Source organism: Pedobacter sp., from assembly GCF_040513095.1.
Classification (GTDB): Bacteria; Bacteroidota; Bacteroidia; order Sphingobacteriales; family Sphingobacteriaceae; genus Pedobacter.
In genome coordinates, this window is the sequence record NZ_JBEVDX010000005.1 from 55,552 (window position 1) to 76,439 (window position 20,888).

The window sequence follows — 20,888 nt, forward strand, 5'->3', positions numbered from 1 at the left end:
ATTAAAATGAAACTTTAAGGTTGAGACCATAATTCCTAACTGATGGATTCGCAGTAAAGTCAAATCCCTGAGCATTTCCAGCACCAGCAGAGTTTACCTCAGGATCTGCATATGCATTTTCCTTAGGTGTCCATAAGAACAAGTTGTTACCGAACAAACCAATGGTTAATCCACCGATACGGCTGCTGTTCAATTGTTCTTTGCTGAAAGTGTAAGAAAGACCTGCGTTTCTTAATTTTACAAAAGAAGCGTCAACAATGTTGTTACCATCTGCGTAAGAAGGATAGTAATCCTCTTTGCTATATGTAACACTGGTATTTGGAACACTTACACCGTTTACGATCGTAACTGAGTTCGGGAATACTGTACCAAATCTCTGGCCACCAGTTTCTGCTGATGTACCATTGAAAGCCATGATGTCTTTTGTCCTTGAGAAGAACACACCGCCGTGTTTAGTATCGAACAACACGTTCAGCGTCCAGTTTTTGTAGTTGATGTTTGTTCCCAGTGAAGCCTGATATTTAGGATTGTAGCTACCCAGGTATTGAGCAGTAGCAGTTTGCAACGGCAAACCAGTAGTTGCACTAACGATAGTACGTCCTTGTTCGTCAGTACGGTTGGTTACGCCATAGAACTCTCCATAAGTACGACCTACAGCAGCGACGATGCTCATACCAGAGTATCCACCAATACTAACCTGCGAGATGCCTGGCAAAAGGGAAACGACTTTACTGTTGTTTTTGGTATAAGTACCGTAAAGTTCCATCGAGAAATCTGTCGCTTTAAGTACTGTACCTCTTAAGCTAAGCTCCACACCTTTATTCTGAATTTCACCAGCATTTACAACACTAAATCCGTAACCGGTTGAATTAGGTGTAGGAATTGCCAGAATTTGGTTTTTAGAGCTGTTTGCATAGTAACTGAAATCTACGTTCAGACGGCTGTTGAAGAACCCTAACTCTGTACCTACTTCAAATGAATTGGTTTTTTCTGGTTTCAGATTCGCATTTCCGATCGTGCTGCCTGCCATCAGGGCTGCAACGTTTCCGAATGGGAAAGTCGTGCTACCAAAGCTACCAAGAATTTCACCTCTTGAATAGGTGCTCAATAATTGATAAGGATCAGTATCATTACCTACCTGTGCATAACTTGTTCTTACTTTACCATAACTCAACCAGTTAGATACAGACGATTCTTTCAATAATTCTGAGAACAGGAATGACATGCTCACACTTGGGTAAAAGAAAGAGTTGTTTGCTGTAGGCAGGGTAGAAGACCAGTCATTACGTGCAGTGGCTTCTAAAAATAACATGTTTTTGTAAGACAAGTTTAAATCTGCATACAAACCCACTAATCTTCTTCTGCTAATGTTATCAGTAATTACGTTTACCGGACCGTTACTGTTAGCCAGGTTATACCATCCTGGTACTACTAAACCACCGCTGGCGTTGGTTGCAGTATTTACTGTAGAAACGTAACGCTGACGAATGTTATTACCAATCATTAATGATCCCTGGAAATCTTCGTTGAATTTATGGGTTGCAGTAACCATTAAGTCGTGTACAAACTCATTCACGTTAAACTGATCGATCTCGTAAGCTCCGTTATTGGTCTGAACGTTATCCGCTGAATAGTTTCCAGCTTCATCTGCAGGCAGGAAAGAATATTTAGGAGTCTGTAATCTTCTGCGCTCAGAGTAGCTGTCGATACCTACGCGCTCTTTAATATCTAACCATTTAGTTGGTTTGTAACCAACATTGAAGTTACCTGTTATACGGCTAACATCATCATAGTTATTATAGTTGTCAATTAACCAATAAGGATTCATTGTATAAGCACCGTAGTAACCATACTGACTACTTAAGACACCATCATCTTTAGTAATACCATATCCATTGTATTTATTATTAAGATCTGATAGTCCGGTGATATTGATATCGCGCGGCGTCTGCAATAAGTTATTATAGATTGATCCCGAACCTTGTCCACCACCGGGCAGGTTAGAGTTAACTTTAGAATAGTTTACTGATACTCCTGCATAAAAATTATTACTAAATTCAGTAGTTCCGTTAAAGCGAACACCGTATTTGTTGTAAACATCTTTGTTTCCAGGATTGATATTGTTTGAGTTTACTGAGTTGATACCTAAGAAAAATGTTGATTTGTCACCTCCGCCTGAAAGGGAAAGGTTATTCGTAGTAGCAAAACCTGTCTTAAAGAAATCACGCACGTTGTCTTTAACCGCAGAATATGCTTTTTCCTGTCTTACACCATCAATTTCCTGTCCCCATGGTTGTACCTGACCTGTGAAAGGCGCACCCCAGCTCCAGTTTTCCTTTGGATCATTCTCGTAAGAAACGACACCGTTTTCATCAATATCAGTGTGATATCCCTGACCGTACTCATTTTGAAATTCTGGTAATTTTAGAATTGAAGACAAAGCATTATTGCTGCTGAAGGTAATCGATGTTTTAGCACTTTTAGCGCCGGTTTTCGTTGTAATAATCAAGGCACCGTTTGATGCTCTTGCTCCATAAAGCGCAGCTGCCGCAGGGCCTTTCAGTACAGTTACTGAAGCCACATCTTCAGGGTTTATATCATTACCCCTGTTACCGAAATCCACACTCGCCAAACTTGAAGCACCACCAATCACACTTGAGTTATCAATTGGTACACCATCTACAACGATCAGCGCCTGGTTGTTACCTGCAATAGATGAACCACCACGTAAAACGATTCTGGATGAACTACCTGGAGCATTCGAAGTGGTTGTAATATTCACACCTGCAATTTTACCAGCCAGTGAGTTGGTTACACTTGAATTTTGTCCTTGCGTCAACTCCTGGTTGTTTAAGGTAGGAGCAGAATAACCGAGTGTTCTCTTTTCTCTTTTAATTGAATTTGCAGTAACAACAATCTCGCTGAGTTGTGCATTATCAGCAACAAGTGTTACATTGATTGTAGCTGATGAACTTACAGGAACCTCTTTTGTTACATAGCCAATAAATGAGAATACTAACACAGGATTGTTTCCTGAAACTTGAATAGAGTACTTTCCTGATACGTCAGCCTGGGCACCAACCTGTGAGCCTTTGACTCTAATGCTAACACCTGGAAGTGGCTGACCATCGTCTTGTCCCGTCACTGTACCAGTTAAGGTCCTGTTTTGAGCATTCACCGCGAATACGGCAAACATCAGGACGAATAAACTTAGTATAAGTTTTTTCATAAAGAAATAAAAATTAGGTTAATAATAATTAATAATTGATTGCGTTATTTAAAGAAGATGAATATACATCCATAGCTTATCAAGCAAGATAGGTTGTAATTGAATACTAGACTCGTAAATGCATCTGTAATAGGTTTCTGGTTTGGATTGCGCATTTGTAAGATTTCGCAGTGCGCAAAAAGAGGCCCAAACCAACGAAGGTTCACCTCATAAATTGATAGTTTAAGTAAATAATCAGTTAATAATAGTCTAAGATATATCAAAATATTTAGGGGCACAAATATTAATTTTTATTTTTATACAACTTATTGGAGTAAAGACCATTATTTGCGCCATAGAACAATATTTAATGGTCACATCGACTTGAAGTTTAACCAAATCGTTACTTAATCAAAAAAATGACATTGGCAAACAACCGTTTACCTGTTTTTTAAAAACGAACCTGCATTTAACTGCAAAAAAAAGAGGCATACCACCTTGCAGTGATACGCCTCTTTTTGGAATCGAATTATTTAAAACTTATCGAAGAATAACTTTGTCTCCACTGCATCACCGCCGATTGCTGCAGCTGCAGCAAGCCTGTTGGTATTATTCACATTCTGTTCTTTTACCGGATAGGTTAAACGAACAGGGAAACCACTCTGGGCATCTTCTGCAGGTTCAAGAACAGGGAAATCCAAACGTCTCTGATCTACCCATGCATCGATACCTCTGTTATAAAATGCAATCCATTTCTGGGTGCCAATTTTTTCTTTATAATCACCCGAAGCAGTAACATAAGCAACGTTAGGCTGTGCAAGGTATGTTGCTGCGGAGGCTGCTGTTCCACCCCAGTCAAGGATCGATGCTGTAATAGCGTTCGAATAATAAACAGCAGCAGTAGATCCTACATTATAGCCTCTTGCAGAAGCTTCGGCCAACAGAAACTGTACTTCTGAGTAATCCAGGATATTTCCGGGAAAGGCTGGTGCCGTAGTAGTGATGGCTGTGTGAGAGAAATTAGGGTAAGCACTGCTTACTCCAGGTGTTCCGCCAGAATACCCTCCGGTAGGATCCTTTGTAAAATACAATGGTAATCTTGGATCAGTAAGTGCATTCATTTTATCAATGATTGTACTGGCTGCAACAAAATCCAATCTTCCGCTCTGAATAAGATCAACCCATACAGGATTTGTATTTGGTGTTGCAGAAACATAGGGGAATTTAGCGTTGTCAGTATTAGCAATAAATACACCACTTGCAACAGCAGATTCCGCAGCAGTTTTTGCCAGCGCAGGACTCGCATCTGAAACTGTTATCGCCAGTTTGAGCTTAAGGGAATTCGCAAACTTTTTCCATTGGGTCACATCTCCTGCATAGATAGCATCCGCATTGCCCAGACTACCTTTACCAATAGTCAGTGCAGTAATATCTGCATCAAGCCTTTTTAATAAATCAGTATAGATAGTTAATGCATCATCATATTTAGGGAACGTATTATCGATGTTGAGTGCATTGCTGTAAGGTACATTACCATAAGTGGTAACAATATAATGCCAGGTATATACTTCCATGATATCAAGAATAGCAATCTCGTTCTGGCGCTGTGCAGCATCAGTAACGTCAACAGCCATTGTGGTTCTTGAAGCTTCAAAGTTATTCAGCACATCACGGTAAAATATATTCCAGAGATTGTCAGGAATAGGCCTGGTAGTAATGTCATACTGACTTTCGTCAATATAGGTAGTTTCCTGCCATTGCTGTTCAATCAGTCTGAAGATGTTCCTGTTCACATTTGCCGAAGTAAGTATATCAACAAGATTATGCTGTGCCTGGGTAAACAAAGACGCAGAGGTTACACTCAGTGGCTTTTTAGGATCGTTATTTAAAGTTGACAGGTCCTTTGTACACCCCATAGCAAAGAGGATTGGGACCAGTAGTACTATTATCTTTTTCATAATCTTTGATGTTAAAATCTAACTTTTAAGTTAAACGCGAAGGTTCTTACACTTGGATATGAACCTACCTGATATCCCTGTACGTTCCCGAAACTTAAACCATCTTCAGGATCAGCATTTGGAAGGTTTTTATGGATGATCCATAAGTTTCTTCCTATTAAGGAAAGATCTACACCTTTAAGAGGCCCCATCTTGCTGATTAATGACTGAGGCAGTGAGTAACCAATGATTACCTCTCTCAACTTGATGTAACCTGCATCATAAACAAACGCGGCAGCCGGGAGACGTCTGTAGCCATAACTTCCAAATTCATCATTCGGCACTCTAGTGGTGTTAGGTGTGCCATCGGCATAAACACCGGGATTGATAAATCCACCACCTTCGCTGATAGGAAGACGTGACTCATTACCTAAATCATTCAAGCCAGCAGTTTCTTCATACATACCTGTAGCAAGTCCGTAATATTGATCCAGTGAAAATACACTGCCGCCTTTACGAACATCAATCAGGAAACTCAGGTTCAAGTTTTTATATCTGAAGCTGTTATTGATACCACCAGTCCATTTAGGGTTCATGTTTCCAATAGTCTCATTCGAATTTTCTGATTGCAGGTATCTTCCGTTTGCACCCACAACTTTCTCCCCGTTCTCATTGTAAACAAAATTAGTTCCCCTGATTGTTCCAAATGGCTGATCAATTGATGCATTCACAGAAACACCGCCCTGGAAGCTGGCGATAGAAAGATTTGTAGCTTCATTTCCTGAATCATCTTTAAACAGTTCGGTCACTTTATTTCTGTTCCTGGTCCAGTTCACATTTACTTTCCATTCAAAATCCCTGCTTTTAAGAGGAGATCCGTTCAGGGAAAGCTCTATACCCTTGTTTACCACGCTTCCGGCATTCAGAAACTTAGAATCGTAACCTGTGGTAGTAGATACCTTTACAGGCAAAATCTGATCAATCGTTTTAGTGTTATAATACGTTGCATCCAACCCTAAACGGCTGCCAAAGAATGATGCCTCAACACCAACTTCTTTACTTCTTGATTGCTCTGGTTTCAGATCCGGGTTGTTCTTAACAGCTTCGATTAATCCGCGGGTAGTAGATACAGATGCCTGTGACCTGCCATCGAAAGGCGTAGCAATATTATAAGTATTTGCAATTGTATAAATCGGAGCATCCGATCCTACCTGTGCATAGTTTGCACGTAATTTACCGTATGACAGCCAGTCGCGTTCATCTTTCAACAACTCAGAGAAGACAAAGCCGGCAGATACAGATGGGTAGTAATAAGAGTTATTCTTTTTTGGCAATGTTGAAGAAGCATCTCTTCTGATTGTTCCATCCAAAGTATAAGTGTTTTTATAGGCAAGCGTCGCTCCTGCAAACACACCTTGAACTTCACGTCTCGCATCAATTTCTATTGGCGCCTCGATCGGACTAACAGAATTGCTCAGTGAGTAGATGCCGCTTAAGCCTAATCCGCCATTTGTAATGGCATATTCAGATTGCGTCCGCTGTCTCCTTACGTTTACCCCCAGCAGGCCGGATAAATTAAAATCTTCGCTCAGTTTTTTGTTAACCGTTGCTAAGAAATCGACATTTGATTCTGTATAATCCTGGGTGTATTTTGAATAGAATGGCACATCAAGACTTCCAATAGCCTGTTTCTCTTCCTGTAGCTGATGATATGTATCCAATGAATACCTACCCATCAGATTCAGCCAGTCAGTAACTTTGTAGTTCATGTTGACATTTCCGATAACGCGTTTTCTGTTATCAGTTTCAAAATTCTCATACCTGGAGAAATAAGGGTTATCCCAGAAAATTGGTCTTCCACTGGTATAATCAGCAAGGTTCCATGTAACGTTCTCCTGACCTACGAATGCAGGATTGGCAGCAGAACGGTCTTTAGCCCTGAAATAAGCTGCTTCAAGTTCTTTCACATCCACGTTGGTTTGCCACCACTGCCTGAAGTTTGTTGCAGGATTGTATGCACCAGCACCACTGTATCCTGTTCCGTATCTTCCTCTTCCATCAACTGTTGAATAGTTTACATCGGCACCTGCAGTCAATCTTTTTGATATATTATATGTAGACCCAAAGTTTACCGTGTTTTTCTGAATATTGGAATTCGGTAAAATACCGTTCTGATTGTCTCTTGTATAGCCAAGTTTGAAAGATCCTTTATCATAGCTGTTGCTGATCATGATACTTTGGTTATTGGACAATGGTTTTTCAAAGAAGGTTGTTGGATCGTTCTTCGCTGCCACCCATGGAGTTGCTTTACCAAAATTCGGAGAGGTGGAATCGAATGCGTCCCATTGATAAACCAACAAGTTCGGATCGAACTTCTGGCCATAAGATGCATCTTCAGTTAAAGGTGCAACAAGGTCATTTACGCCATCACCATTGATATCAACATTGTCTACAAGGTAATTTGATTCATCTGTACCATAATAGGGACCGTAACCGCCACCGTATTTCTTCTGGTACTTTGGAAAGGTACTCTTATCCATTATACCCAAACTGATACCCGTATTTAAAGTGATGTTCAATCCGGATTTCCCCTTTTTTGTGGTGATCAGAATTACACCATTACTACCACGTGAGCCGTACAAGGCAGACGCTGCAGCACCTTTTAGTACAGTGATGTTCTCTACGTCATCGGGATTGATATCTGATGCAGGATTACCGTAATCATAACCTCCAATACCACTTTGCTGATCAGATGTATTCATGTTGTTATTGGCAACAGGAACACCATCGATAACAAATAAAGCCTGGTTATTTTGCGTCATCGACTTTACACCACGGATGACCACATTTGTAGACCCCCCCAAAGTGTTGTTCTGACGTATCTCCAAACCAGAAACCTTACCTGATAAACTGCTGCCCAGATTAGACGAACGGTTTTCACTTACCGCCGCCCCGTCAAGGGTTTGCGCTGCATAGGCAACCTGGTTCCTGTTCCGTTGGATACCTAATGCCGTTACCACTACTTCTCCCAGGACTTTGGAATCCTGCGTGAGCGTGACATTGATGATATTTCCTGAACCCAATGGGATTTCCTGTCTTGCGTAACCGACAGATGAGAACTCTAATGCAGTTGATCCTGCGGGTACCCTGATTGCAAATTTACCGTCTGAGCCGGTTGCAACAGCATTTGATGTACCTTTTACCCTTACTGATACTCCAGGAACCGGAAGCCCGTCATCCTTGCCTTTGACCGTACCAGTAACAGTTCGGTCCTGTGCAATTGCTGATACCGCAACGCATAGAAAAACGAACAAACTTAGTATAAGTTTTTTCATAAAAAAATAAAGTTAGATAGTTAATAATTAAATATGATTGCACCCTTTAAATAAAAAGAATATCCAACTCTAACTTACCGAAAAGATAAGCGGCGCAACTGCGCAAATGGCTAAATAGACTTCAGGTTTTTTAAGTTGTATCACGCATTTAATTGAGCTCTGCAATGCGGGAAAAGAGGTCCAAACCGAAGTTTTCACTCAAAATTTTTAGGTTTCTTAGTAAATAATCAGTTAATTATACCCTAAGATATATGAAATAAATTACCTCAGCAACTTTTTATTTTCATTTGTTTACGCAACATTGGAATAAGCACATTTTTTTTGTCAACAAATACGCCTTAAATGAGCATTTAGCCCATAATTCAATAAAAGTCATTAATTAATCAAAAAGATAGCGTTTGTAAACAGCTGTTTTCCGCTTTCCCAGAAAGAACGGAACAAAATATCCGTGGAGAAATAAACTATATTTCCTTTTTCGGCCGGCTGAACACCAAAAACAAGTCCGCTACCTAGTTTTTTCTGAATATTTCGTCCAACGACACCCGCCATCAGGGCGCTGGGCTTTAAAACTCCAACATTCCAGCCTTTAGGAAGCAGTTCATATATCTTATCGTCGGTCTTCAGCGTATAATAAAATTCACCCAACCCAAGGCTGAGCGGATGTGTGTGATCCAGGTTCACTTTGTAAATAGCCCCTGGGATGGCGTCGGCAGTATTGTCTTCGCCTTTTTCTTTATAAGCCCTGGCGAGCACCTCATTTTCTACAGGAACAGGGAACTCTTTCTTTTTGATCTCAAAGGGTTTAATCCCGGTTACACTGGAGATGGCCTCTTCCATAAGGATGACTTTACCACCCCTGTAAATCCAGTTCTCCAGTTTCTCGATGTTTTTACGAAGGTATTCCCCGTCCGGCAGGATCAGCACATTCGTTGTAGCCAGCTCCAGATTACCAAGGTCTTTTTCATTTATAATGTTCAGCGGATATTTCAGTTCCTGCTCAAAGAAGTGCCATATTTCGCCGGCACCGGAAGCAGAGACATCCCCGTCGGCAACCATCGCCACCTTTGGAATACTGAGCAGAGGATAAACCGAGGAACCAAAATCTTTTCCCTTCTGGACAAAGCCACTTGAAATACTGGCGAATGGCTTGTTAAAATCTTTGGATACTGCAGTTACCTTATCAGATATATCTTTATTGATCTTTTCATTCTCAATCCTGTAGATCAGCAGGGAACCTTCAGGATAAACCTTGGTACCAATCGTAAATGCCTGCTCTGCCATCCGCACTTTTATACCATGCCGCTGCAGGGAAATGAGAATTCTGGCATCTTCCAAGCCGTTCCAGGGCAAGATCCATGCATAAGGTTTTTCGGCCACATCAGGCGCATCAGTAAGCTCGTCAAGCGCAGTAAACGCACCGTTTACGGTTTCCCTGGTCGCAAAAGCATTCAGTCCGTAAGCATAGGGCAGTGCCCAGGCCGTGATATCATAGGTATTGGAATCCGTCACTTTTGTTTCAGGCTCGAAGAGTACATTGGCCAATACGGCGGCAGGCTGTTTTAAACTTACCACCATGTCATTTCGCCGGATCCTGAAAGTCTCCGTTTTCCTGGTTTCGAAATTGTACCCGCTCATTGTTTTCTCTCCGCCGAAGGCGTATTCTATATGGTTTTTTGAAAGCAGGCTGGCCAGCTTACGCAGGCGGCTCAGGTTATCGGCTTTAACAACATAGGATTTATAATTGCCCGGGGCATTGGCGGCCGATTGATCAAAGTACTTCCTGAATTCAGAGATCAGCAGCCCAGCATGTCCGGAAACTGTCTCCAGGGTAGCCATACCAGTGGTAAAATGATGACTTATTCGGTCTTTCAATGTCAGGGTATCCCCGCTTGCGATTTGCACAGCCAGTCCTGCACTGATTCCACCCTGCTCATAAGTCATCCCTATAGCTCCGTTATATAAAGGATAGGTATCCCCGTAAGAAGGATACAGAAGATCAAAGCGTTCTTTGGTAAAGTACTGCCAGCCGTTTTCATCAAAATATTTTGCGTTGTTCTTTCCGGCTATAATCTGAAACTCGCGCTGGAATGGGGTTATATCCTGGTGAACAGGTTCAGCGGCGGGCGCGAAATAATAGGGGTCATTATAACTCTGCTCATGAAAGTCGATATGAACTTCCGGCATCCATTCATGATATAATGCCAGACGCTGCTGTGTCTCGATCTGGGTTTGCCATGCCCAGTCGCGGTTAAGGTCAAAATAATAGTGGTTAACCCTACCTCTTGGCCAGGGCTCATTATGCTCTCTGGCTGCAGGATTAGCATTGGGTTTTGCTCCTACTACTGAATTGTAGAAATTGATATACCGTTCCCTGCCATCAGGATTTAAACAGGGGTCTATCAGTACAACCGTGTTTTCCAGCCATTCTTTTGTGCGGCCAAAAGATCCTTCAGCAAGTGTATACAAAGTCTTCATGGCCGTTTCTGAAGAGCTTGCTTCATTACCATGTACATTATAGCTCATCCATAATACTGCGGGCTGTTTGCTGAGGTTAGTCTGTTGCCCGCCTTTGGTCAGGCTGAGATTGGCTGTCCTGATTTCTTCAAGCCGCTCTATATTTGCTGTGGAAGAGATGACAGCGACCATAAGTTCCCTGTTTTCATACGTTTTCCCATAGCTGATCAGCCGGATATTCCTGTTGACCCCGGCCAGGTATTTGAAATAGGCAAGGATCTGGTAATGAGAGGTAAATTTACTGCCCAGCGGATATCCGAGAAAATCATCAGGCGATTTGATTTGTGCGCGGAGGGCTGTGATCCCGATAAGCAAAAAGGTAACAGGCAGTAAAATTCTTTTCATTGTCAGCAGATAATAGTATTTCTACTGCAAAATAGTAAAGAATCTTTTTAGTGTGTGATCCATAGTGTAATTTTACCATTTATAATTACAAGAATCAGCCATGTCCGAAATCGATTTGATCTATCATCATTACTTGTCTTATCCTACTATATCTACAGATACCAGGAATATCACGCCGGGATGCTTATTTTTTGCACTGAAGGGGGAAAATTTTGATGCCAACGTATTTGCGAGGAATGCGCTGAACCTGGGCGCTGCCTTTGTAATTATAGACAATCCTGCTTTCCAGCTGGATGACCGCTGCATTTTAGTGGACGACGTTCTGACCACGTTGCAGGGACTGGCAAGATATCACCGCAGCCAGCTGCGTATCCCTGTCATAGGATTAACCGGCAGCAATGGAAAGACAACCACCAAAGAACTGATTAACGCGGTACTTTCCGAGAAATACCGTTCTTTCGCTACCAAAGGGAATTTAAATAATCATATCGGTGTCCCGCTGTCCATTTTGTCCATCAAATCTGATACGGAGATTGCTGTGATAGAAATGGGTGCCAACCATCAAAAAGAGATCGAGTTTTTATGTGGCATTGCGCAACCTACACACGGACTGATTACTAATATCGGCAGGGCACACCTGGATGGATTTGGCGGATTTGAAGGGGTTAAAAAGGGAAAAGGAGAACTCTTTGCCTACCTGAAAAATGAAAAAGGGACAGCTTTCATCAATCAGGATAATCTGCTGATCAGAGAAATGAGTGTGGCTGCCGGACTGGACCACCTTATTTATTATGGCACTGAAGGGGTAAATTTTATCACGGGTCAGCTGGTCAAGTCTGATCCTGTGATAGCCCTGAACTGGAAAGGCAGAGATGAATATTTTTCAGTACAAACAAACCTCACGGGGGCTTATAATTTCGAAAATATTCTTGCTGCAATTTGTATTGGCGCATTTTTTAACCTGACTGTAGAACAGATCAACGAAGGCCTGGCGGGTTACGCACCAAAAAACAACAGGTCGCAGTTAACGAAAACAGAAAGCAATATGGTGATCTGTGATTTTTACAATGCCAATCCGAGCAGTATGACTGCAGCGCTCAATAATATTTCTTCGCTGGCAGCATCAAATAAGGTAGCCATTATCGGCGATATGTTTGAATTGGGAGCCGAGGCTCCGGAACAACACGAAGAGATTGCCAGCCTTGCCGGAAAATCAGGATTAAATACAGTGATTTTTATTGGAAAACATTTTTATGCGCTGAAAGGCAGCCATGAAGGTGAGTTCTTCAATACCCCGGCAGAAGCTATGGAATGGATGGAAAGCAACCCTGTTAAAGATAGCCTTGTTTTGCTGAAAGGTTCAAGAGGGATGGCGCTTGAGCAATTATTGCCGCTTTTATAAGCAGGGCTGATGGCTAATGCTGCAGGATAATTAACGCGGTACAGTACTGCTTCCTGCTACAATAATCCCTGCATCGCTGATTTCCCTGAGCGGGTTATCGCGCATGTTCTGTTCAATCTCTATGGTATAATTACCGGACTGCGGGAAATGATATTCAGAAAGCAGGGGAAGAACATAAGTATAAAGGTTACCTGAACCTTTCCCAAGCCATTGCCCGTCTGATTCTGCCAGTTTATATTCGTAACGCCGGGTAACCTTTGGCAGTCCGGGTCCGCTCATATGCATTAGTATATACATATTGGAGTATCTGTAATCTGCCGTATGCCTGAGTTTAAATTTTAAGGCAAAGGCCTTTGTGTTATCTTTGATACCTACAACGGCCTTTACTTTATCTACATAGCTCCAGTTGCGCTGGGGCATTTCAACATTCGTGTCAATCAGGTTATTGGTATTGCATCCGGCCATTCCCGAAAGAAGGAAGGTGCATACTACCCACACAAAAAGATTAATTCTCTTCATTTTTTGGTTTATCCGATGGTTTGTTACGTCTGCGGTTATTCCTGCTCCTGTTATTTCTGCTTGCTGATGGTGCTTTCACTTCGCCCCCTTCTTCTGTGTTAACGGCTTCAGGAGCTTTTTTTACTTCCTGTCTCCTGTTATCAGCAGATCTTTGGTTTGGCTGCGCCTGTTTTGGTCCCTGCTGAGGTTGTCTTGGTCCTTGCTGCGGCTGTTTTGGCCCCTGCGGAGCTGGCCTTTGACCAGATTGACCGGACTTCTGACCAGCTTGTGGCTGTCTCTGTCCTGCTGCCTGGGCAGGTTTAGGCGAACGCTCACGCTCAGGCCTGTTTGCTCCTGCAGGTTTGTTCCTGTTGTTATTATTGCGGTTATTTTTATTTCTTTTATCGTCCAGACGCGTTAAGCTGTCCTGGCCAACAACATTTTCATAATCATGAACTTTTTCAACGATCACAGTAGTAGCAAGCTCTACGGCTTCATCTTTTAAGTTACTTGGTTTCTGACCCTTTTTATTCATGGCCATGATCTCTTTCACACGGTCCACTTTCAATGGAATCCAGTCTTCCTGGTTAGGATAGCTGAACCACATCAGTTTCTTGAAGATATCTGTTTTCTGGTGACGGGCAGTTCCCACTTCAGTCTGAAGGTTCTCTACACGGTCAGGAATATCTTTAAGGGCATCCAGATAGGTATCGAGCTCATAATTGAGACAGCATTTTAACTTACCGCACTGGCCTGCAAGTTTCAGTGTATTCAGCGAAAGGTTCTGATACCTTGCAGCAGCCGTAGATACAGTTTTGAAATTCGTTAACCAGGTAGAGCAGCACAATTCGCGTCCGCAAGAACCGATCCCGCCCAGCCTGCCGGCTTCCTGGCGCATTCCGATCTGGCGCATTTCGATCCTGATACGGAAGGTCTCTGCCATTTTTTTGATCAGCTCCCTGAAATCTACTCTGCCTTCGGCAGTATAAAAGAAGGTTGCCTTGGTTTTATCCCCCTGGTAATCCACATCACTGATCTTCATGGACAGACGCAGGTCGAGTGCCAGCGTACGGGCCTTGTGCATAGTTTCCCATTCCAGGTCCTTTGCCAGTTTCCATTTGTCTACATCAGCTTCTGTAGCTTTGCGGTACACCTTACGGGTAACCTGATCAATAGGTGTTTTGCGGCGTTTCATCTGCATACGCACCAGTTCTCCTGTTAAAGAGACGTGGCCTATATCATATCCGCCGGTAGAACCTTCTACCGCGATCAGTTCTCCGATCTCCAGGTAAATATTATCTGTATTCAGATAGAATTCTTTCCTTGCACCTTTGAATTTAACTTCTATAACCTGAAAAGGTTTATAATTTGAGGGCATGTCCAAATTAGACAGCCAATCGTAAACTTCCATCTTCTGGCAGCCTCCAGTAGCGCATGAACCGTTACTTTTGCAGCCTGAGGGGGCGCAACCGCCACCGGTAGAACAACTTCCACATCCCATAACTAATTGTATATATATTGAGTCCCTTTCGGGAGCGTTTTAAACTTAATAATTTTTACCAATTGTAAAGATACATCTAAAAATAGGATTTTAGGGTTTGCATTCCGTTCAATATGGTAATGTGCTTGTTCTAACTCCGAAATTATAGCCGATGCCATGTTAAGGTTAAGCACATGTTTGCATAGCTTATGTGCCGTGTCTAATGTCCTTAAAGGCAGTTTTACCAGACTGTCTGCCCCGCTCAGGATGAGGCTGCACTCTCTCAGAAAGCTGATTCCGTACTTCAAAAAATTCTTTTGATTTTCCCTGCCCCAGCCTGCTGCCTGATCTGTAAAAGCGATCAGGTCGAGGCCCCTGTTGCCATATCCCAGTCTCAGCCACTCGGCGAAGATCTCTGCATTGTCGTTATGCGCATGGGCGGCCAGCGACTTGGCCTCAATCAAATTACCATCGGCCAGAAAGCTATAGGTTGCAGCCTGCTCATCAGATAAATTATGCTTCGACATCAGGTAGTGCTCGATGGTTTCGCCCGGCAGTTTCGGGATTTTTACAATCTGTGTTCTGGATAGAAGTGTAGACAGTATATGCTCCTGGTTGTTAGCCACCAGCAGGAACAATGTATTTGCAGGTGGTTCCTCAATGATCTTCAGCAGGGAGTTTCCTTCTTTTTCAAGGTATTCCGGCAGCCACATGATCAGCACCTTGGTTTCTGCCTCAAAAGCTTTGTAACTTAGTTTTTTTATAATATCGTGACACTCGGCGATATTGATGTTTGCCTGTTTATTGTCGGCACTCAGCTGTCCTCTCCAGATATCCAGATCTACATAAGGATCCGAAAGCAGCATCGAACGCCACTCTTCGAGTACATCGACTGCAATCTTGACATCCTTGGAAGCAAAGAAAGGATAAGAAAAATGTAAGTCGGGATGGATATACCTTTCGTACTTACGGCAGGAAGAACATACTCCGCAACTGTCTGTTGCTGTACGGTCAAGACAGTTGATATACTGTGCATAGGCGATGGCCAGAGGTAATGCCCCGGTACCTTCAGCAGAGAGAAACAACTGGGCGTGACTTACCCTGTTTTCGGTAACGGTTTGCACCAGCTGCCGCTTGATTTCCTCCTGTCCTACGATGTCTTTAAACTGCATTTGGTGCAAAATAGTAAATTTATAACAATCTTTGCAGCTATGTCACGTATTATCGCATTTGATTATGGCACCAAACGTATCGGTATTGCCGTTACCGATCCCCTGCAGATTATTGCTACCGGACTGGATACCGTACACCCAAAAGATATTATTGATTATATCAAAAAATACCTGCTTACAGAGCCGGTAGAGGCCTTTGTAATCGGAAACCCAAAACAGATGGATGGCTCTCCTTCCGAATCTGCACAGCATGTAAAAGGCTTTTCTACCCTGCTTAGAAAGAGCTTCCCAGAGGTTCCTCAGCACTGGGTGGATGAAAGGTTTACCTCGAAACTGGCGCATGAGGCGATTATGCAAAGTGGCTTAAAAAAGCAGGACAGAAAAAATAAGGAAAGGGTAGATACGATCGCCGCGACAATCATTTTACAATATTTCATGGAGGAACACCGTTTATAAAAGATTAATGAGCCTGATCAAAGAAGATTTACAAGATTTACTGCTGAAATTCTGCGAACCCGAAAACGTGCTGCTGCAGCGGATCGACAGGGAAACTCATCTCAGGGTTTTAATGCCAAGAATGCTCTCCGGACACTACCAGGGCAGGGTTCTGAGCATGCTCAGCAAACTGATTACTCCAAAACGCGTTCTGGAGATCGGTACCTTTACAGGATATGCCACACTTTGCCTTGCCGAAGGATTAGCCACAGACGGCATACTCTACACACTGGACATTAACATAGAACTGGAAGACAGGGTACGCGGATATTTTGCCGAATCGCCCTATGATGCACAGATAAAATATATACTGGGTGATGCTACCCGGACAGTAAATGATCTGGATGAGGTTTTCGACCTTGTCTTTATTGATGCTGATAAAAAAAATAATGGTACCTATTACGACCTTATCTTTGACCGGGTAAGGCCGGGGGGACTCATTATAGTAGATAATGTTTTGTGGAGCGGGAAAATCCTGACCAACCAGCAAGACAAGGACACCAGAAATATTAGTACATTTAATGATAAGGTTGCAGCAGATGACCGGGTAGAGAAACTTATCCTGCCCGTGAGAGATGGCTTGTTTATCATCAGAAAAAAGTAGCACATGAATTTAAAAAACTTATTCCTTACCTTCCTGACTATCACTTTACTGGGCTCAGCAGCTCATAGTCAGACGATCCAGGACTATGTAGAAGAACATACAGACCATGCACAGGAGCTCATGCGGGAGTATGACGTTCCCGCCAGCGTGATCTTAGCCGTAGCCATTCACGAATCGGCCGCCGGAAAAAGTAAAGTTGCCCGCCACCTGAACAACCATTTTGGCATAAAGGGATCAAACAACAACACAGAGATCAGCTCTTCTTACCGTGATTATGAATCTGCCGACGAATCTTATGATAACTTTGTAGAAGTACTTCAGAACAAGTCCTCTTTCAATAAACTTTTCGATAAGTGCGACCAGTATGATTACGCAGCATGGGCAAAGGGCATTCAGCGCGGGGGTTATGCAGCCAGCAGGACCTGGGCAAAACAAGTTATCGCCATTATCGATAAGTACGAACTTTACCAGTATGATGACCGGCCGTCTGATTACACAGAACCGGTGAAGATAGTTCCCGTTGTAAAGAAGGCACATTATCGGGCTCATTCCCGCAAGCGCCGCCATAACGCTTCAAGAATCTACACTGTCAGAAAAGGAGATAACCTGAACAGGCTTGCTGAATCGCATGGCACATCTGCCAAAGCACTGATGCGCAAAAACGGGTTAAAAAGATCAGCACTGCAACCAGGCCAGAAAATCAGATTTTAATGAAGAAGCTATCATTATCGCTCGCTATAGGAATCATTTTCCTTGTTTCCTGCAAATCAAGACAGTATCACAGGAATAACAAGAAAATCGAGAGTGCTGCCAACAAGGCAAATCCTAATTTTACTGATTTCACAACCCTCAGCTATATTGATGTTTTTAAAGGTGTGGCTATAGAAGAAATGAATACTTATGGTATTCCTGCGAGTATCACACTGGCGCAGGGAATTATCGAATCGGGCAGCGGAAACAGCAGCCTGGCCAAATATGCCAATAACCACTTTGGCATCAAATGTACTTCTGAATGGAAGGGAAAGGCCTACTATAAGGATGATGATAAGAGCAATGATTGTTTCAGGGTCTACAAAGATGCCCGTGATTCTTATAAGGACCACTCAGAGTTCTTAAAGAGAAAACGTTACAGCGCATTATTTGAGCTGGATAAGAATGACTATGTGAACTGGGCAAAAGGACTGAAACAGGCTGGTTACGCCACCAATCCCAGATATCCGGATATGCTGATCAATACCATAGAAAAATACCAGCTGCACCAGTACGACCAGCCTGAATCCGAGCCGGATAAGATCAAACGTGAAGACAGGGTATTTACAGAAATCAATGCCAATATTCCTAAGGAAACCAAGAAATTTGCCCCGGTAGAAACGCCGCCATCAAAACAGGTGATCAATACGACAGACCCCAATTATACAGTGCAAAAGGGCGATACCTTGTATAATATTGCCAAAAGGTACAATATGACGGTAGATGAGCTGAAGTCGCTCAACAACATGCATGACGAGGGAATTAAGATTGGCCAGAAACTTGTAGTAGTTAAATAATGTTAATATCATCGCTTTAGCTGCGCCTATTTGTAATTTTGCCGGTCAATGAAACTGTTTATCCTGCTATTCTTCCTGTCTGCCTTTGCCTTTATAAGCTCGGCCCAAACAAAACCTGTACAGGGATTTGTTGTAGACAGAGTATCCAAGCAGCGCCTGGCGAAAGTATATATTTACAATTCGCACAATGACGAAGGGTTATACAATAACAACAAAGGTGAGTTTTCTACCCAGGCTTCGGTTGGGGATACCCTTTTTGCCGCTCTTGAAGGTTATGGGGTAGATACGCTGGTTTACAAAGGGAACAATGCCATTTACTTTCAGCTCAGGCCTCTGGCCATCCAGCTGAGGGAAGTTGCTATTTTAGGCCGCACGCTTAATCCCAATCCCAAAGACCATTATGATCAGACACTGAAGGATTATAAATATGCGACCGACCGCGGCAGTTCAAAGGATCTCCTGAATTTAAATTCAAGGGGAGTTGGGCTGGGCATTGATGCGATCTATAACCTGCTGAGCAGAAAGGGCCGTAATGCAAGGCATCTCCAGGCCATTCTTGAAAGGGATTACAAGGAAGAGGTGATCGATTACAGGTATAATGCTAAATTCGTTGGGCGCGCGCTGAGGATCAAAGGTTTTGAACTTGAAGACTATATGCAGCAGTACCGCCCAAGTTATGATTTTGTACTTATGGCTTCGGATTATGCCTTTATCGTCTTCCTCAGAAACAATTATGCCTCTTATAAACGGAATCCGAGGGCGTTGAGGCTCCAGCCGCTGCCGCAGATAAAAATTGATCATTTATGAAATACTGGGCCGTAACCTGTAGATTTCTTCCGGCAAGTGCCATGGCTCTTTTTCCTTTTATGCTGTTCAGGGATCCCGGTCAAAAAAGCCAGCCTCTGCTGATCAACCATGAAAAAATCCATTTTATACAGCAACTGGAACTACTGATCGTTCCATTTTATGTCTTGTACCTGGCTTTCTATCTGGTTAACCTGATCAGGTTCAGAGACCATTCAAAAGCCTATTTTAATATTTGTTTTGAAAAGGAAGCATACGCAAATGACAAAAATTTAAATTATTTACAAAACAGAGTTTTATATTCGTGGCTAAGGTATTTTTAAGGTGCTATTTAAGCAGGTAATCCATTTAGCATTAATATTTTTATATCAATTAAAGGTCCGGTAAGAACATTTTTTCTTTTCTTTGTAACAATGAGAGGTTTATATGCTAGTTTATTTTTATTATTCGCCGTATCAGCACACGCTGTTGCCCAGGAAGTAGATTCGATTCCTTTTAACATCCGGGACATGGATCTTAAACTTAAAAAAAGCCCTCTGCCTTCATTGAGAGGAAATATTATCTTTAAACCTGTCGAAATTAATCCTGTGGTGATCAGTTCAAAAGTGAATTACTGGAGAACAACAACCTCTATCGGGCTGAATATCAACCAGGCCTCATTCAGTAACAACTGGACAGGAGGTGGTGTAAACTCTTTGGCCGTTGGTGGTCTGGTAAACTATAAAGCAGAATACGTAAAGGAGGATTACAGCTATATCAGTGAGCTGAATCTGCAATATGGGAAAATAAAGAACAAAGACCAGTTGCAAAAGAAAAGTCAGGACAGGATTTTCTGGGATAACAAGGTTGCCCTGCAACTGTCAAGAACCTGGTACTTCTACGGGGCCTTAACATTTGAATCGCAGTTTGACAATGGCTTCTCCTATGATACCGATCCGCTGGGAAATGAAAGGGCAACATTAATTTCCAAGTTTATGTCTCCTGGTTATCTGACAGAATCTGTCGGTCTGGAGTATAAACCCGTAAAGTATTTTTCAACCAGGATCGGTTTGGGAACTGCCAAACAGACTTTCGTGCTGGACAACGATGAACTTGTTGCGGCGGCCCTCCGCAGGGATTCTACAGTTCTCACCGATAACTATGGTGTACCGGCAGGCGATACCTTCAAGAATGAGGCGGCATTCCAGCTGACAGCCAATCTGGATAAAGACATCATGTCCAATGTAAACCTGAAACTGAGATACAACCTTTTCATGCCTTACAATGAGATCAACTATACTTCTCACCGTCTGGATGTAACAGTTACAGCAAAAGTTAACCGCCTGATCAATGTGTCGGTAACAGGAGTTGGCTTATACGATAAAAACGTCACCTCAAAAATACAGGGCAGTCAGGTTTTAGCGATGGGCTTTGCCTTTGTGTTCCCCCGCTAAACTATTGGATACATCAGATTTAATGTTTGATTGTTATTAAAAATGTTTGCAACTTTGTATACTACTACCATTACAGATTAAGTAATTGACTATCAATTAATAAAACATGTTTGA

At 42.6% G+C, this 20,888-nt stretch carries 15 protein-coding genes; 8 read left to right on the forward strand and 7 right to left on the reverse strand.

Translation table 11 applies throughout. The annotated features are described in order from the left end of the window. Position 1: 1 nt before the first annotated feature. The 4 genes from ABWY16_RS00700 to ABWY16_RS00715 all read right to left on the reverse strand — a co-directional run bounded on the left by ABWY16_RS00700 (position 2) and on the right by ABWY16_RS00715 (position 11,339). Complete coding sequence (locus ABWY16_RS00700) at positions 2-3,229, reverse strand: SusC/RagA family TonB-linked outer membrane protein (RefSeq protein WP_353902729.1); 3,228 nt, start codon at positions 3,227-3,229, stop codon at positions 2-4. Between the two features lie 512 nt (positions 3,230-3,741). Beyond that, a complete protein-coding gene (locus tag ABWY16_RS00705; RefSeq protein ID WP_353902730.1) occupies positions 3,742-5,166 on the reverse strand; it encodes a SusD/RagB family nutrient-binding outer membrane lipoprotein in 1,425 nt (474 codons plus the stop codon). 11 nt (positions 5,167-5,177) lie between these two features. Beyond that, positions 5,178-8,480 (reverse strand): SusC/RagA family TonB-linked outer membrane protein, encoded by a 3,303-nt coding sequence (locus tag ABWY16_RS00710; protein WP_353902731.1) that lies wholly within the window; start codon positions 8,478-8,480, stop codon positions 5,178-5,180. Positions 8,481-8,855: 375 nt separating this feature from the next. Further along, positions 8,856-11,339 carry a M14 metallopeptidase family protein gene (locus tag ABWY16_RS00715; RefSeq protein WP_353902732.1) on the reverse strand — a complete coding sequence of 828 codons (2,484 nt, stop codon included), beginning with the start codon at positions 11,337-11,339 and terminating at the stop codon, positions 8,856-8,858. Positions 11,340-11,439: 100 nt separating this feature from the next. Here ABWY16_RS00715 and ABWY16_RS00720 point away from each other — a divergent pair, with 100 nt between their 5' ends. Further along, a complete protein-coding gene (locus ABWY16_RS00720; RefSeq protein ID WP_353902733.1) occupies positions 11,440-12,741 on the forward strand; it encodes a UDP-N-acetylmuramoyl-tripeptide--D-alanyl-D-alanine ligase in 1,302 nt (433 codons plus the stop codon). Positions 12,742-12,771: 30 nt separating this feature from the next. Here ABWY16_RS00720 and ABWY16_RS00725 read toward each other — a convergent pair whose 3' ends face one another. Genes ABWY16_RS00725 through ABWY16_RS00735 form a run of 3 tightly spaced genes read right to left on the reverse strand, consistent with a single transcriptional unit; the run spans position 12,772 to position 15,891 of the window. After that, positions 12,772-13,260 (reverse strand): gliding motility lipoprotein GldH, encoded by a 489-nt coding sequence (locus ABWY16_RS00725; RefSeq protein ID WP_353902734.1) that lies wholly within the window; start codon positions 13,258-13,260, stop codon positions 12,772-12,774. Continuing rightward, on the reverse strand, positions 13,247-14,740 hold the full coding sequence (locus tag ABWY16_RS00730; protein WP_353902735.1) for a PSP1 domain-containing protein: 1,494 nt from the start codon (positions 14,738-14,740) through the stop codon (positions 13,247-13,249). Before ABWY16_RS00730 ends, ABWY16_RS00725 begins: the two co-directional genes overlap by 14 nt. 2 nt (positions 14,741-14,742) lie before the next feature. Next, positions 14,743-15,891 (reverse strand): DNA polymerase III subunit, encoded by a 1,149-nt coding sequence (locus tag ABWY16_RS00735; protein WP_353902736.1) that lies wholly within the window; start codon positions 15,889-15,891, stop codon positions 14,743-14,745. A gap of 39 nt (positions 15,892-15,930) precedes the next feature. Between ABWY16_RS00735 and ruvX the strand changes: the two genes are divergently transcribed. The 7 genes from ruvX to ABWY16_RS00770 all read left to right on the forward strand — a co-directional run bounded on the left by ruvX (position 15,931) and on the right by ABWY16_RS00770 (position 20,774). After that, the gene (gene ruvX, locus ABWY16_RS00740) at positions 15,931-16,347 is read left to right on the forward strand and encodes a Holliday junction resolvase RuvX (protein WP_353902737.1); all 417 of its coding nucleotides are present in this window, start codon (positions 15,931-15,933) and stop codon (positions 16,345-16,347) included. A gap of 7 nt (positions 16,348-16,354) precedes the next feature. Further along, on the forward strand, positions 16,355-16,990 hold the full coding sequence (locus ABWY16_RS00745; RefSeq protein ID WP_353902738.1) for an O-methyltransferase: 636 nt from the start codon (positions 16,355-16,357) through the stop codon (positions 16,988-16,990). 3 nt (positions 16,991-16,993) lie between these two features. Continuing rightward, positions 16,994-17,701 carry a glucosaminidase domain-containing protein gene (locus ABWY16_RS00750; RefSeq protein WP_353902739.1) on the forward strand — a complete coding sequence of 236 codons (708 nt, stop codon included), beginning with the start codon at positions 16,994-16,996 and terminating at the stop codon, positions 17,699-17,701. Next, complete coding sequence (locus ABWY16_RS00755) at positions 17,701-18,537, forward strand: glucosaminidase domain-containing protein (RefSeq protein ID WP_353902740.1); 837 nt, start codon at positions 17,701-17,703, stop codon at positions 18,535-18,537. Before ABWY16_RS00750 ends, ABWY16_RS00755 begins: the two co-directional genes overlap by 1 nt. Positions 18,538-18,585: 48 nt before the next feature. Beyond that, the gene (locus ABWY16_RS00760) at positions 18,586-19,344 is read left to right on the forward strand and encodes a hypothetical protein (protein WP_353902741.1); all 759 of its coding nucleotides are present in this window, start codon (positions 18,586-18,588) and stop codon (positions 19,342-19,344) included. After that, positions 19,341-19,664, forward strand: coding sequence for a hypothetical protein (locus ABWY16_RS00765; RefSeq protein WP_353902742.1), 324 nt, complete (start codon positions 19,341-19,343; stop codon positions 19,662-19,664). The genes ABWY16_RS00760 and ABWY16_RS00765 overlap by 4 nt, the downstream gene beginning before the upstream one ends. A 90-nt stretch (positions 19,665-19,754) precedes the next feature. Then, the gene (locus ABWY16_RS00770) at positions 19,755-20,774 is read left to right on the forward strand and encodes a DUF3078 domain-containing protein (RefSeq protein WP_353902743.1); all 1,020 of its coding nucleotides are present in this window, start codon (positions 19,755-19,757) and stop codon (positions 20,772-20,774) included. Positions 20,775-20,888: the final 114 nt, after the last annotated feature.

What these genes read in the sequence shown, in the direction of transcription:
- ABWY16_RS00700 (WP_353902729.1), bottom strand. Translation starts at nt 3,229, where the DNA reads ATGAAAAAACTTATACTAAGTTTATTCGTCCTGATGTTTGCCGTATTC.
- ABWY16_RS00705 (WP_353902730.1), bottom strand. Translation starts at nt 5,166, where the DNA reads ATGAAAAAGATAATAGTACTACTGGTCCCAATCCTCTTTGCTATGGGG.
- ABWY16_RS00710 (WP_353902731.1), bottom strand. Translation starts at nt 8,480, where the DNA reads ATGAAAAAACTTATACTAAGTTTGTTCGTTTTTCTATGCGTTGCGGTA.
- ABWY16_RS00715 (WP_353902732.1), bottom strand. Translation starts at nt 11,339, where the DNA reads ATGAAAAGAATTTTACTGCCTGTTACCTTTTTGCTTATCGGGATCACA.
- ABWY16_RS00720 (WP_353902733.1), top strand. Translation starts at nt 11,440, where the DNA reads ATGTCCGAAATCGATTTGATCTATCATCATTACTTGTCTTATCCTACT.
- ABWY16_RS00725 (WP_353902734.1), bottom strand. Translation starts at nt 13,260, where the DNA reads ATGAAGAGAATTAATCTTTTTGTGTGGGTAGTATGCACCTTCCTTCTT.
- ABWY16_RS00730 (WP_353902735.1), bottom strand. Translation starts at nt 14,740, where the DNA reads ATGGGATGTGGAAGTTGTTCTACCGGTGGCGGTTGCGCCCCCTCAGGC.
- ABWY16_RS00735 (WP_353902736.1), bottom strand. Translation starts at nt 15,891, where the DNA reads ATGCAGTTTAAAGACATCGTAGGACAGGAGGAAATCAAGCGGCAGCTG.
- ruvX (WP_353902737.1), top strand. Translation starts at nt 15,931, where the DNA reads ATGTCACGTATTATCGCATTTGATTATGGCACCAAACGTATCGGTATT.
- ABWY16_RS00745 (WP_353902738.1), top strand. Translation starts at nt 16,355, where the DNA reads ATGAGCCTGATCAAAGAAGATTTACAAGATTTACTGCTGAAATTCTGC.
- ABWY16_RS00750 (WP_353902739.1), top strand. Translation starts at nt 16,994, where the DNA reads ATGAATTTAAAAAACTTATTCCTTACCTTCCTGACTATCACTTTACTG.
- ABWY16_RS00755 (WP_353902740.1), top strand. Translation starts at nt 17,701, where the DNA reads ATGAAGAAGCTATCATTATCGCTCGCTATAGGAATCATTTTCCTTGTT.
- ABWY16_RS00760 (WP_353902741.1), top strand. Translation starts at nt 18,586, where the DNA reads ATGAAACTGTTTATCCTGCTATTCTTCCTGTCTGCCTTTGCCTTTATA.
- ABWY16_RS00765 (WP_353902742.1), top strand. Translation starts at nt 19,341, where the DNA reads ATGAAATACTGGGCCGTAACCTGTAGATTTCTTCCGGCAAGTGCCATG.
- ABWY16_RS00770 (WP_353902743.1), top strand. Translation starts at nt 19,755, where the DNA reads ATGAGAGGTTTATATGCTAGTTTATTTTTATTATTCGCCGTATCAGCA.